Source organism: Mucilaginibacter sp. P19 (assembly GCF_050632265.1).
GTDB classification, from domain to species: domain Bacteria; phylum Bacteroidota; class Bacteroidia; order Sphingobacteriales; family Sphingobacteriaceae; genus Mucilaginibacter; species Mucilaginibacter gossypii.
In genome coordinates this window covers 4,987,901-5,001,190 of record NZ_CP192586.1, presented here as the reverse complement: position 1 = coordinate 5,001,190, position 13,290 = coordinate 4,987,901, and the positions used below count along the sequence as shown (strand labels likewise).

Sequence of the window (13,290 nt, the reverse complement as noted above, 5' to 3'; positions counted from 1 at the left end):
CCCCTATATTAATTAGGGTTAATAATAAGAATAAAAGGCCGGGCATCCCGGCCTTTTTCATTTACTTGGTTATTTTTGCAGGGTGATAGTACAGGTTAATGATCTGCCGGGATTCAGAATAAAGGCGTTGCAATGGGCTGCAACTTTTGACACACTGTGTTATCTTGATTCGAACGGATTTAATGATCCCTATTCCAAATTTGATACGCTGATAGCGGTCGGCTCCCGTACCTCTCTGAATGCTAACGCCGGTAATGCTTTTGATAAGCTTGATGAGTTCAGGAAAAGTAACCCCGGATGGATGACGGGTTTCCTGGGCTATGACCTCAAAAATGAAATTGAAGCGCTTACATCCACCAATCCCGATGGTTTAGAATTTCCAGACCTGTATTTCTTTGTTCCTCAGCATCTGATTTTGATAAGGGGGAGGAGGCTGAAATTATTTCAGATAATCCCGAACTTGTCGTAAGATCAATCATTGAGCAGGGTTTAATTGAACCTGTACAGCAGGCTAATATCAACCTATCCCCACGCTTCAGCAGGCAGGAATACATTGACACGGTAAACAAAATAAAAGAGCACATTACCCAGGGCGATATTTATGTCACTAACTTTTGCCAGGAATTTTTTGCAGAGGATGTACTTCTTGATCCGCTGGAGATTTTTACGAGACTGAACGAAGTTTCGCCCAATCCGTTCTCCACTTTTTTTAAATGGAATGGGAATTATATTCTCGGCGCCTCGCCCGAACGATTTTTGGCTAAACGGGGAAGTAAACTCATTTCGCAACCCATAAAAGGTACGGCTAAAAGGATGGATGATATTGAAGCCGATGAACAGGCTAAACAGAGCCTGCGCAGCCATCCCAAAGAACTGCAGGAAAACGTAATGGTTGTTGACCTGGTAAGAAATGATTTAACCAGATCGGCTAAACCCGGCACGGTTAAAACCGAAGAACTTTTTGGTATCTACAGCTTTAAGCAGGTGCACCAGATGATCTCTACGGTGGTTTGTGAAATAAAGGACAGCCTTTTAAACGTACAGGCCATCAAAAACACTTTCCCGATGGGCAGCATGACAGGTGCCCCGAAAGTTAGCTGTATGCAGTTAATGGAGCGATATGAGCGCAGTAAGCGTGGCGTATACTCAGGTGCAATAGGCTATTTCAGTCCGGATGATGATTTTGATTTTAACGTAGTGATCCGTTCATTGCTTTATAATTCCTCCAATAAATACCTTTCGTTTCACGCAGGTGGAGCTATAACTTATCACGCTATCGCCGAAAATGAATATGAAGAATGTTTGTTGAAGGCGCAGGCGGTTATGGAAGTTTTGGGCGGGGAGTGAAAAATCCAGAAAAATGAAAATAAGTAGTTCATTATTGGCGCAAGTGTTGAGCGATGGCCAGTGTACATGCTCACTTGTGCCTGTAGAGTAGTAGCAGTTTTCTCCGTGACTTGTCCTGATACTGTTTGTCCTATGGGAGCCGCATGTGATGTGCCTCTACAAAACACGTTTTACAGATCATCAACTTTTATTATATTGAGCTGTAAAAATTTCAAATCTCCGTTTATTAAATTATTAATATGTTAAGACCCCTACAAAACATAAAGCTAATTATCGTTTCCCTGTGTTTATTAGCAACCGATATCTCTTCAGCCCAAACTAAGTATCGTCCTTCAGATTTATTCCCGGCACAACCCTTATTACCTCCGGGCAACTCATATCGTACCGCTGCCGGTGAACCTGGCCCTGCCTACTGGCAAAACAAGGCCGATTATGTAATTGATGTAGCGCTTGATGATAAAACCAACGTCATAACCGGTACAGCTACAATTACTTATACCAATAATAGCCCCAAAGCCCTTTCGGCACTGTGGTTGCAACTGGAACAAAATGTGTTCAAAAAAGATTCGCGGGGGATTCAATCCAAGCTATTTCTTTACCAGGATCCTGAAAAAACTACTCCTGATGGCGGATACCAGGTAGAAGGCGTGCAGCTTGCCGGAAACAAAGTTGGAAACATTAAATATCATATTTATGATACCCGGATGCAGCTTGAGCTGGCACAGCCGCTGTTAAGCGGGCAGGCCATAACCTTTAGTATCCGGTACAGGTACAACTTCCCGGTCAATTATAAAAATGCTGATTTCCTGGTTAACCGCACCGATATCCTTCCAACAAAAAATGGCAATATTTATGCTGTAGCACAATGGTACCCCAGGATGTGTGTTTTGGATGATGTAGAAGGATGGAACACGCTGCCGTACTTAGGTAACGGTGAGTTTTACCTGGAGTATGGTAATTTCAGGGTTAATATCACAGTGCCATCGGGACTTATTGTGGAAAGCTCTGGAGATCTGCTCAATCCTGAAGAAGTACTAACACCAACCGCACTCAAGCGCTGGCAGGCTGCCAAACAAAGTGATGTGCCGGTGCAGATTCGTACAGCAAAAGAAGTAACCGACCCTTCATCAAGGCCTGCAAAAGCTACCTGTACGTGGAAATTTAAACTGGATAATGCAAGGGATTTCGCGTGGACGGCCTCGCGCTCATTTGTTTGGGAAGGCTTGAGTTTTAAACTTGCCGATGGCAGGCGGGTAATGGGTAGCTCGGTATACCCGGTAGAATCAGAGAAACAAGGTAGCTGGAAACGCTCGTCGGAGTATATCAAATTTACCTTGCAGCATTTTTCCGAAAAATGGTTCCCATACCCTTATAACAAAGCGGTTAACGTTGCTTCAAACCTGGATGGTATGGAGTACCCCGGCATGGTTTTTTGCTCGGCAAAAGATACCGGCAATATGTATTTTGCAGTAGTAAACCATGAGCTGGGCCATACCTGGTTCCCGATGGTAGTGGGCAGCAATGAACGTAAATACGCATGGATGGACGAAGGGTTTAATATGTTCATTGACAAAATTGCTACCAAAGCTTTCAATAAAGGTGAGTTTATAGGTTATGTAGAGATCGATAGTCCGCTTGATTCCCTGTTTGCGGAAAAGCTATTGCCTATTGTTACCCGTCCTGATGCTTTACCCGGCAACCAGGTATATCCGTTGCAATATCAAAAAGTGGCTTATTCGTTAGCACTTTTGCGTAACCAAATTTTAGGCACGGAGCGTTTTGATCGTGCTTTCAGAAAATATATCCGTGATTGGGCCTATAAACACCCAACCCCATGGGACTTTTTTAGGAGTATGGATAGTTCGGCCGGCGAAGACCTAACCTGGTTTTGGAAATCGATGTTCCTCGAAAACTATCGCCTCGATCAAAAAATTGTTAAAGTAGAAAGTAAGGCGGGTTCCCAGCCTATTATTACAGTCGAAAATATGAACAAAGCAGCCATGCCTTTGGTTGTTGAAATAACTTATGCTGATGGCTCAAAAGAGCATCGTGAATTCCCGGCTGAGATTTGGGAGTATAGCAGCGTTTATTCCTTTACCGGTGATAAAAAAGCAGCTGTCGCCAAAGTAGTTATCGATCCTGAAAAGATCTACCCGGATGTGGATAGGAGCAATAATGGTTATGAAGTAAAAAATTAAAAATCAACTCATATAAACAAAAATGTCATTTCGATAGAGCGAGCGGGGGAATAAGCGCAGGAGCGAAAGAGAAATCTTATACGCCCTGCCTTGTTACAGGGCTTATAAGATTTCTCCTCAAGCCCTGCAATACCTTTTCACTGTTCGTCGAAATGACAATCGTAGATATTAACTTCCCGTCCCATCAGGGTCTATCGCATAGAGCCCTGATGCTCAACGAAATGTTCTTACAACTTCACACCCCTTAAAAAGTCCTCAATACCCATGCGTTTCTTGCCTTCTAACTGAATATCTTTTAGCAACACAAAACCATCCTTAGCCGCAAATTTCAAATAGGTTTTATTGTCGGTTAAAAAGCCGCCGGGTTGTATGGCCGGTTCTGATAATTGATATTCAGATGCATAAACTTTTAGGCTTTTGCCGTTAAGCTCGGTGTATGCGGTGGGTACAGGGCTCAGCCCGCGAATTTTGTTATAGATCGACAAAGCTGGTTGTATCCAGTCAATCCGGCAATCATCCTTAAAAATCTTTGGCGCGTGTTTCAATTCTGTCCCCTCGGCTAATTGCGATTGCGGGTGTTCGTTGTAACGTCCGCTCTCAACCGCTTTAACTGTTTTAACCAGCAGCCCTGCACCTTTGTTCATGAGGCGGTCATGTAATTCGCCGGCATCTTCATGGCCGGTAAGGGTTATTTTTTCGGTGAACAGGATGTTACCGGTATCAATATCGTGTTTTAAAAAGAAGGTGGTTACGCCGCTTTCTTTTTCGCCGTTAATCAGCGCCCAGTTAATGGGGGCGGCGCCGCGGTATTGAGGCAATAATGAGGCGTGTAAATTTATGGTACCTTTGGCAGGCATGTTCCAAACTGCTTCGGGCAGCATCCTGAAGGCTACAACAACCTGCAGATCGGCTTTCAATGCTTTCAATTCGGCAATAAAATTCTCATTCTTAAGTTTTTCGGGTTGCAGCACTTTTAGGCCGTTAGCTACGGCATATTGTTTAACAGCCGACTCACTAACTTTTTGTCCCCTTCCGGCCGGTTTATCGGGCGCTGTAACAACAGCAACGATATCACTGCCGGCTTTAATTAAAGCGTCTAACGAGGCAACGGCAAACTGAGGGGTACCCATAAATATAATTCTCATAGTATGTTTAGGTATTAGATGTGCTTTATTCTGTTATTCGTATAGTAAGTATTTTTTGCGTATAGCTTTAAACTTAGTTAGTCCGGGTTGCCAGCCAGCACGGATCTCATCTTCGGTTTTGCCGGTTTCAATTTGTTTCCTTAGTTCGGCTGTACCCGTAAGCTTTATAAAATAGGCATTAAAGAAATGGTCCTTATCCGGAAATGCGTTATATAACTCCAGGAGCCATTTCAAATTAATAACACCTGTACCCGTGATATCAGTTGGCGGAATATTTTGCAGATTAATGCCAAAACATTCCTGGTCTTTCTGCGGCGGGTTCTCGCTCATACCCGGGATACTTTTGGGCGTAAACGAAAAACTGTATTTACCTTTCAACGCCGGGTGCCCCAGTACGGCAAAGGGGAAGAGCGTACCCCTGCCCAAACTAAATGTTGTACCTTCAAATAAGCAGGTACTCGGATATAATAAAATTGATATAGGCGTATTTAAGTTGGGCGAAGGGTTTACGGGTAAGGTATAAGGCAAATTATGCTTGTAATTAGCCACTTTAATGATCTTCAGTTTACATTTAACCCCATTTTTTAACCAGCCTTCGCCGTTTATCATTTGGGCATATTCGCCAATAGTCATACCGTGGGCGATGGGGATGGGGTGCATGCCCACAAATGAACGGTTAGCCGTATCCAGAACAGGGCCATCAATTAAATAACCGTTAGGGTTTGGGCGATCAAATATCATGAGCTCTACATTGTTTTCGGCACAGGCCTCCATTAAGTAATGCAGGGTTGAAATATAAGTGTAAAAGCGTACGCCAACATCCTGTATATCAAATATCATGAGGTCGATACCCTTCAAATCGGCCGGGGTTGGTTTATAATGTTTGTTACCGTACAGCGAGATCACAGGTAAACCGGTTTTAGGGTCTTGAGTGTCGCCAACAGTAGCGCCATTACTGGCATTACCCCTAAAACCATGCTCGGGGCCAAAAATCTTTTTTACGTTTACTCCTAAATGCACCAAACTATCTACACTGGCAGTTAAATTTTTACCAATAACCGAAGTTTGATTAATCACCATGCCTATATTTTTTCCCTTAAGATAGTTAATATACAGCGGAATCTGATCAGCTCCGGGAATAATAGGGCTGTTTTTTTTGTTTTTTGAGATGGATGCCGTCTTGCAGCTTTTATAATTGGTTGCCTGGCTGCAGGCCGTGTTTGCAAGTAAAACTGTTATCAGGGCAAATCGTAAAAAAGCACAAATCTTATTCATAAAATTTTGAGTTGAAACAATTTTAAAAGTAGCAGGTTTAACAGCAAAACCGCATATTTGCGAAGGTACAAAAAATCAGTCTGCCATTGAGTTTCGCCTCCTTTATATCAGCCCGTATAACATTTAAATCAAAACGCACATTTTCAAAACTGATAGTGCGTATTGCAATAATAGGCATTATGCTGGGCCTTGGTGTAATGATACTGTCACTTGCTATCGTTAAAGGGTTTAAACACGAAATCCGCAATAAAGTTCGGGGCTTTGCCGGCGACATCCGTGTGGTTAAGTTCGACCTGAATAACTCTTACCAAAGTTCCTCATTTCCTGCTGATAGTGAATTTGTTAAGCGCGCGCTTAAAAGTCCGTTTATTACCCACGTAATGCCGGTGGCCACCAAACCGGGCATTGTTAAGGCTAATAATGAAATTGAAGGAGTGGTACTTAAAGGCGTTGACAAAAATTACGACTGGAGCTACTTTAAAAAAATGATGGTAGCCGGCGAGGTGATCAGCTTTGCCGATTCGGTTGAGGCGCAAAAGGAGATCATGATTTCGCAAACAACGGCCGACAGGCTTAAACTGAAAGTAGGGGATAAGCTGCTGATGTATTTTGTGGAAGATGATCTGCGCAGGCGCCAGTTTAAGATCAAAGGTATTTTCAATATCGGGGTTGAAGAGGTTGATAAAACCTTTGTGATAGGTGCCTTATCGCTCATTAACCGCCTTAACAACTGGAAGCCGAACGAGATAGGCCAATACGAACTACGCGTAGCCGATTTTGATCATATTAATGAAGCCGCCTATGCGCTCGAGACTGTTTTGCCGGTAAAATTGAAAGAGTATACCATTGAAGAAGATTACCCTACCATATTTGAGTGGCTCAACCTTTTGGATGTAAATTCGGTAGTGATGCTGGTATTGATGGTGGCCGTCGCTGTTATTAATATGATATCGGCCCTGCTGATCATGATCCTTGAACGAACCGCTATGATCGGGATGCTCAAAGCCATGGGGGCATCTAACTGGGCCATCCGCAAAATATTCCTGATCAATGCCAGTTACCTGATAGGATTTGGGCTGCTATTGGGCAATTTACTGGGTATAGGCCTCGGCTATTTCCAGATGTACACTCATTTTTTCCAACTGGACCAGGCTTCCTATTACATGACCTTTGTGCCGGTTGAGTTTAATATTTTTGATATTGTTGTCCTCAATATTGGTACGCTGATCATTTGCCTCCTTGTACTTATTATACCTTCAACGCTGGTAAGCCGGATCTCGCCTGTAAAGGCTATCCAGTTTAAATAAGTTTAAAGCAACCGGTAACTTAATCCCAGTCTAAAATATTCACTATGCGCATTAAAGGAGGCATCGCCTACCATGTCTTTCATATAATTGGTCAGGCCATGGGCAAAGCTTGCATTTAACCCATAGCGCCCGTAACTGGCTACAGCACCAAGGCGTAATCTAACATCGGTTGGTGCTTTGCTTCTTTTAAAATCAATTTTATAAATTTTACCGTCTTTATCTTTTACTTCACCTTTGTCCCTGCTATCCAGTATCAGACCAATATCCATCCCCGGTAAAATATCAAGCTTAACTTTATTAAGCTGAAACCGATAACCTATATACGGGTTAATGTTAATACTCTGGTTTTGGAAAGCAACATGACCGGTTACTGCAAACCTGGGATCATTTGCTGTTATAGGTAAATAGTCACCGTACAAGACAGTTGTAATCGGTGAGTATTTATCGATATTAACTTTACTTCGTAGTAATTCATATCCCCCCTGCAGCCCGACTATAAACCCGCCTTTTGACACGGTTTGAACCTGGATACTACCACCATAGCTAAAGCCATTTTTGCTGCCGTATGGGTTATTGGCACGGTTCATCGGATCTCCGGTGATTGAGCCTTGTAATACCTGGGTGGTAGCCGATGATGATTTACCCGCAAAATGAAATAAACCGGTGTTGGCCTGTACAGTAACTTCTAACTTTTGAGCACGGAGCTGCAACCCACTAATCAACAATGGGGCAAGGATAAGGATGTACTTTTTCATTTTTTATGTGTTGTAAAGTTCAGTTTCAGGTTTAAGCCGCCTGCCCCAAATTTTATCTGCTGCGAGCCAAGGCCGTCAAGCGGGTATTTCAAAAATGGTTCAATAATTATCCTGTTGCTTTTGCCAAGCGGATAGCCAACACCAAATGCTACGTTCAGGGTTTTGGCAAAATAAAAGCTATTGAAGCTTTTGTGCGTTGTTTCATCGGATGTTTGCGGTTGTACACCTGCAGCCTGTGCCAACCCCGGGTAACTGTAACTTGCCGTGTAGGCTTCATTTATAAATGTGCCCGAACTTAAACCTGCAGAAATATAAGTGTCATTTTTTTGCGGGTTAAATTCATATTTAAGGTTAACAGGAATATCCAGGCCGATCAGGTTAGCACTGTAGTTTTTAAATGAAGGTGTAGACGATACTTTACTAAAATCGGCCAGGGTGTTATAGGCTGTGCTTAATGATGGCGAAAATGACACCGCAGCCGCAACATTTGAGGGTTGGTTTTTATTGTAATTAAGCGTGTTTTGGGCCAAAGCTAAACCGGTAGAAAGTTTGAGGTTTTTGCTTAGCTTAATATCAGATGTAAAGCCGGCGCCGGCATTTACCTGGTTTTGGCTGCCCTTAGCGTAGTTAAAGAATGTAGCCGCGTAAACACTGAATTTTACCCTGCGTTCGTTCATGTCCATATCAGGTTTTTTAGGCTGATCCTGATCGCTGGCAAGTAAAGATTCCATAGAGTTGATCTTTGGTTTTACTTTTACTACTGATGGAACAGCAGGCGGGTTTGCAGTAACAGGTTTGGTATTTGCCGGAGGCTGTACAGCAGGGTTATTAGCGTATTGCTGCGTGTTGGTTTGCTGCAATACAGATTTTACACTATCAGCTTTTTTAGCCGGAGTTACGTTGATTACACTGTTATTAGCCGGTTGAACTGTAGGGGGCACGTTGGTTTTGGCAATACCGTTAACTGGGTTTGCAGTTACAGGATTTGCCGGCACAGGTGTAAACGATGGTACGGTTGCTGCCGGTTGATTTACGATTGCGTTGCCCGCCGGTTTATTTAAAGCGCTATTGTTTGCAAGTACGTTTGATTTATTTGCCGGGGTGTTGCCTGCCGGATTCAGTTTTGTTGCTGAGGATTGGGTGTTATTGTTGCCCGCAAGGTTTGTTGCAGGTGATTGCTTAGTTGTTACAGGAGGCTGTGCCGGGGTAACGTTTTGAACATTGCTATCTGCTGTGTTGCTTTGCGGCAGCGCAGGTTTTACCGGTTTAGCCGAAAATGTTTGGCCATCATTATTAACATTATTTTTGTTCGATGCTATCCATAAGCCTATACTCAAAAACAATAACAGGACAGCAGCGGCGCTTGCCCACCATAGGTAAACCGGGCGGCGCTGTTTTTCCTGAACAGGGAATCTCTCCCTGAGCAGCAGCCAGCCTTCATCAGCGGTAGTGTCTTCGTAATTATCAAACACTTCCCTGATGCGGTCTCTTAAGTCGTTATCCAACTGGTCATCCATGGTTTTGTGCTTCTTTTCTTAATATACTTCTTAATCTTTCTTTCGCCCTGCTCAGGTAAACGCGTGATGAGCTTACCGGGATGCCGAGCGTTGTGGCTATTCTCGTCATGGTCATAGCCGTCTATCTCATACATGTTAAAAATAGTTCGTTGTATAGCCGGGAGTTCAACCATCAATTTTAAAATATCCTGTACGTTTAAATTATCAACTGGCCCCATATTACTCCTGATAGGGGCGGCATTTTCCAATTCAACATTAAGCTGGAATTTAAGGTCTTTGCGCCGGCGGTCGATGGCTGTGTTAACCAAAATGGTGCGGAGCCAGGCTTTAAACGGCTTATCGATATTGTAGCCGCCAATAGCGTTAAACACTTTTATAAAAGCGTCATTTACAGCTTCAAGGGCATCATCGCGGTTTAAACTGTAACGCAAACTTATACCCATAGCATAGCCATAGAACTGCTTATACAGCAATTCCTGATGTTTTAAGCTGCCTTTTTTGCATTGCCTTACGATCTCTTCTTCGGTAATGCGAGGGGGTGGATGCATTAAATGTACTTAGTTCCGCTAAATGTTGTTTTAAAGCCTTTACGCAGCAAAAGAGTTAAATGATACAAAATAAAAAAAATTGCCCGGATTATTTGCTGTAGTAATCAAAAAAGCCGGTACCCTCAATGTGGCACCGGCAACGTAATAAAACAATAAAAAGTAGTTAATTAGTTTTCTTCAAATTGTATTGAACAGTTAACGTATCGCCGTTGCTGTTACGCTGCATTTGAAGTATAGTGCCATCATAGTAATACTGGTAAACACTTTTAAGGTGAAATTTATTAACACCCGGTACTACTGCTGATGAATCGTTAAACTGAATATAATATCCGTTGTAAGCAAATGAGCCGTAGCTTGCTACGTGTTTCCTGGTATCGGCAGCTACTTTAAATGAAGTTGCAGTAAGTTTTAAAGCTATGGTATCCCGAATGGTATCATAACCGGTACCAGTTGTTTTTTTAACAAGCGCGCCAAATACGCCTGTAAAATTACCTTGTGGCTGAGCAACCGGAACAACCTCATTTTTGGGCGAGCAGGCTACGCCTAATGTTAACAGTAATGGAAGCAGGTAAAATAAATTACGTTTCATATAATCTTATCTCGTTATCAATTTTTAACCATTACGCACGTTTTTAACTAAACGCTACAGCCGGGCTGTATTATTTACAGTTTTTTTGCCTCGTCCCAAAAAATATCCATCTCAGCAAGGCTCATGTCATGCAGCTGTTTGCCGTTTTCCTGCGCTTTAAGCTCCAGGTATTGAAAGCGCCTAATGAATTTTTTATTGGTTTTTTCGAGGGCGTTTTCCGGGTTGATATTAATAAAACGGGCATAATTGATCAGTGAAAACAGCAGGTCGCCAAATTCGGCTTCGGCCCTTTCATGGTCGATAGTGCTTTCATCTTCGGCATTAAATTCGTTTTTAAACTCCCGCATCTCTTCCTCAACTTTTGCCCAAACCTGGCTTTTCTCCTCCCAGTCAAACCCAACGCCACGCGCCTTTTCCTGTATGCGCGATGCTTTTACCAGTGCCGGCAATGAAGAGGGTACGCCGCCTAAAACAGATTTGTTGCCTTCTTTAAGTTTGATCTGCTCCCAGTTACGTTTTACATCTTCTTCGTTTTGCACCTCAATGTCGCCATAAATATGCGGGTGGCGGTTGATGAGTTTGTCGCAAACGCTGTTCAAAACATCGGTAATAGTAAAGTCGTTGGTTTCGGAAGCTATTTTGGCATAAAAAACCAGGTGCAGCATAATATCGCCAATCTCTTTTTTTATTTCGGGCATATCGCCGCCTAAAATGGCATCGCTTAGCTCGTAGGTTTCTTCAATGGTAAGGTGGCGCAGGCTTTCCAGCGTTTGCTTTTTATCCCATGGGCAATTGGCCCGCAGGTCGTCCATTATTATGAGTAACCTGTCGAACGCGATGGAGGCGGTAGGGGCAGTTTCAGGGGCTTTTAGAGGCATAAATTATTTATAATGAATACTTATGCTGCAAAGGTATGATAACATCTTTAATGAAAACTTACTGTATCATTAATTTTAAACTAACATTAATTAATTTTATTAGCCAATTGTTAATGCTACCCATAAGCACATTTTACCATGAAAAAAACTTACCTGTTTATCCTTCTTTTTGTTTCGATAATTAAAGCAAGCTATGCTCAACAGCAGCCTGCCGGCGATGTGGCCAATAGCACCTTCAGCCAACCGCAGCCTTTTTTGTTTACTATAAGCACACTTAATCCGCAAGGGCGCAACTGGAGTTTAAATTATTCGGGCGGATATGGTGAGCACACCGTTACACCCCTGGGTTTTGATGGTGTTGATCAAAATTTTTCGGCCAGGGGGTACCTGGGCAATAAGTTTACCTTAATGGCCATGTTGGGTACAGGCTTTAGTAACAATGGTGGTGTGCGTACCCTGCAGCAAGCCGAGGTACTGCGTGATTTTATTGGCGGCACTCAGCCTATGGGTTTCAGGGCGGGGGCGAGCCTGGGCTTCAGAAGGGAGTTTAACAGTGATGCTGTAGCGTTCAGCCGTATAACCGCGGCATATGAGGTATCAAAATGGAAGCTTGGCGCTAATCTTCGCTTTGAAAAAGCGTTTTCAACTCACCGCGATGGTTTGGATTTGATAACCAGCGTTGGTGTGCACCGTCATATCTCGGGCCAGCTTTTCGGCGGTTTTGAAGCGGTAGGGCAGGACCTGGAAGGTTTTTGGGAAGCCGATGAAGCCGAAGGCGGTGCCCGTTTATTGATCGGTCCGTCGCTTAATTACGCTCCTGTAAATTCGCGGCTGGCGTTTTCACTTTGCGGCGGCCCCATTATTTACGCTACCCGCAGCGCGGCAACCCAGGGCCAGTTTGCTTATCGCGAATTGCCGACTACCAATGGTTTCACACTGAAATTCAATGTAGGCTTCCGGTTTTTATAACAGGAAGATTAAAGTTTTACTGCCCTGAGCATTTCGCGTTTGCCGGGTGCTCCGGGTGCTTTCTCTATTTTAAAGCCCTGGCTTTTGAGCATGCGTTTCAGGTTGCCGGTAATAGCATAGGTAACAAACACACCACCCGGTTTTAAAAAGCTAACAGTATGACTGATGGCCTCTTCATCCCACATTTCGGGTTGATGGGCTGCGGCAAAGGCGTCGAAATAGATAATATCAAACTGCTCGTCTGTGTTAAAATCAAGCAGCTTGCTGTGAGCGATACATAGCTGGTTTGTGGCATCGATTTGAACTTTACCTGTTAATGCAGCAGAATAATTATTGTTGAATTGTTCCCAAAGCAGCCCCGGGATGTATTGCTGGTAGCCGGTTTGCGCCATCATTTCGGCGCTTACGGGGTAAGCTTCGATACCGGTGTAATCAAGTTTTATTTGCGTGCCGGTACAAGCATCGGCCGTTAACAGAAAGTTGAGTCCGGTGCCGAAACCAACTTCGAGGATACTAACCCCGCTGGTGTTATTCCGCTCCAGGAAATATTGTAAGCCTGATTTAACAAATACATGCAAGCTCTCCTGCAAAGCCCCGTGGCGCGAGTGGTAATGCTCACCTACTTCGGCATTGTAAATTGTATTTGAGCCATCGGCTGTGGGGACTATGGTTAGTTCATGGTTCATGGATGATAGTTCATAGTTTTGGGTAGTATACTTAGTTCATGGTTTATGGATGATAGTTCATAGTTCATAGTTTCCA

Annotated in this window: 13 protein-coding genes; 5 read left to right on the top strand and 8 right to left on the bottom strand. The window is 43.4% G+C overall.

Annotated features, from left to right (window positions below):
- Positions 1-82: 82 nt before the first annotated feature.
- The 3 genes from ACQ86K_RS24290 to ACQ86K_RS24280 all read left to right on the top strand — a co-directional run bounded on the left by ACQ86K_RS24290 (position 83) and on the right by ACQ86K_RS24280 (position 3,545).
- On the top strand, positions 83-469 hold the full coding sequence (locus ACQ86K_RS24290; RefSeq protein WP_431198960.1) for a hypothetical protein: 387 nt from the start codon (positions 83-85) through the stop codon (positions 467-469).
- On the top strand, positions 352-1,347 hold the full coding sequence (locus ACQ86K_RS24285) for an anthranilate synthase component I family protein (protein ID WP_431200922.1): 996 nt from the start codon (positions 352-354) through the stop codon (positions 1,345-1,347). The genes ACQ86K_RS24290 and ACQ86K_RS24285 overlap by 118 nt, the downstream gene beginning before the upstream one ends.
- Before the next feature lie 239 nt (positions 1,348-1,586).
- Positions 1,587-3,545 (top strand): M1 family metallopeptidase, encoded by a 1,959-nt coding sequence (locus ACQ86K_RS24280; RefSeq protein WP_091175278.1) that lies wholly within the window; start codon positions 1,587-1,589, stop codon positions 3,543-3,545.
- A 227-nt stretch (positions 3,546-3,772) separates the two neighbouring features.
- On the opposite strand, the gene fmt is transcribed toward ACQ86K_RS24280, so the two are convergent.
- Positions 3,773-4,690 carry a methionyl-tRNA formyltransferase gene (fmt, locus tag ACQ86K_RS24275; RefSeq protein WP_176844577.1) on the bottom strand — a complete coding sequence of 306 codons (918 nt, stop codon included), beginning with the start codon at positions 4,688-4,690 and terminating at the stop codon, positions 3,773-3,775.
- 33 nt (positions 4,691-4,723) lie between these two features.
- The gene (locus ACQ86K_RS24270) at positions 4,724-5,965 is read right to left on the bottom strand and encodes an exo-beta-N-acetylmuramidase NamZ family protein (RefSeq protein WP_091175274.1); all 1,242 of its coding nucleotides are present in this window, start codon (positions 5,963-5,965) and stop codon (positions 4,724-4,726) included.
- Positions 5,966-6,120: 155 nt separating this feature from the next.
- Here ACQ86K_RS24270 and ACQ86K_RS24265 point away from each other — a divergent pair, with 155 nt between their 5' ends.
- Complete coding sequence (locus ACQ86K_RS24265; protein WP_311085185.1) at positions 6,121-7,272, top strand: ABC transporter permease; 1,152 nt, start codon at positions 6,121-6,123, stop codon at positions 7,270-7,272.
- A gap of 2 nt (positions 7,273-7,274) precedes the next feature.
- Here the strand turns inward: ACQ86K_RS24265 and ACQ86K_RS24260 are convergent, their stop codons facing one another.
- The 5 genes from ACQ86K_RS24260 to mazG all read right to left on the bottom strand — a co-directional run bounded on the left by ACQ86K_RS24260 (position 7,275) and on the right by mazG (position 11,559).
- Complete coding sequence (locus ACQ86K_RS24260) at positions 7,275-8,027, bottom strand: outer membrane beta-barrel protein (RefSeq protein ID WP_091175268.1); 753 nt, start codon at positions 8,025-8,027, stop codon at positions 7,275-7,277.
- On the bottom strand, positions 8,024-9,544 hold the full coding sequence (locus ACQ86K_RS24255; protein WP_091175265.1) for a hypothetical protein: 1,521 nt from the start codon (positions 9,542-9,544) through the stop codon (positions 8,024-8,026). The genes ACQ86K_RS24260 and ACQ86K_RS24255 overlap by 4 nt, the downstream gene beginning before the upstream one ends.
- Positions 9,517-10,092, bottom strand: a complete 576-nt coding sequence (locus ACQ86K_RS24250; RefSeq protein WP_431198959.1) for an RNA polymerase sigma factor — start codon at positions 10,090-10,092, stop codon at positions 9,517-9,519. The genes ACQ86K_RS24255 and ACQ86K_RS24250 overlap by 28 nt, the downstream gene beginning before the upstream one ends.
- 163 nt (positions 10,093-10,255) lie before the next feature.
- On the bottom strand, positions 10,256-10,681 hold the full coding sequence (locus ACQ86K_RS24245; protein ID WP_091175261.1) for a hypothetical protein: 426 nt from the start codon (positions 10,679-10,681) through the stop codon (positions 10,256-10,258).
- Positions 10,682-10,755: 74 nt separating this feature from the next.
- Positions 10,756-11,559 carry a nucleoside triphosphate pyrophosphohydrolase gene (mazG, locus tag ACQ86K_RS24240; RefSeq protein WP_091175259.1) on the bottom strand — a complete coding sequence of 268 codons (804 nt, stop codon included), beginning with the start codon at positions 11,557-11,559 and terminating at the stop codon, positions 10,756-10,758.
- A gap of 138 nt (positions 11,560-11,697) precedes the next feature.
- On the opposite strand from mazG, the gene ACQ86K_RS24235 reads away from it, so the two are divergent.
- Positions 11,698-12,528 (top strand): hypothetical protein, encoded by an 831-nt coding sequence (locus ACQ86K_RS24235; protein ID WP_091175255.1) that lies wholly within the window; start codon positions 11,698-11,700, stop codon positions 12,526-12,528.
- 8 nt (positions 12,529-12,536) lie between these two features.
- Here the strand turns inward: ACQ86K_RS24235 and mnmD are convergent, their stop codons facing one another.
- Positions 12,537-13,214 carry a tRNA (5-methylaminomethyl-2-thiouridine)(34)-methyltransferase MnmD gene (mnmD, locus tag ACQ86K_RS24230; RefSeq protein WP_091175252.1) on the bottom strand — a complete coding sequence of 226 codons (678 nt, stop codon included), beginning with the start codon at positions 13,212-13,214 and terminating at the stop codon, positions 12,537-12,539.
- Positions 13,215-13,290: the final 76 nt, after the last annotated feature.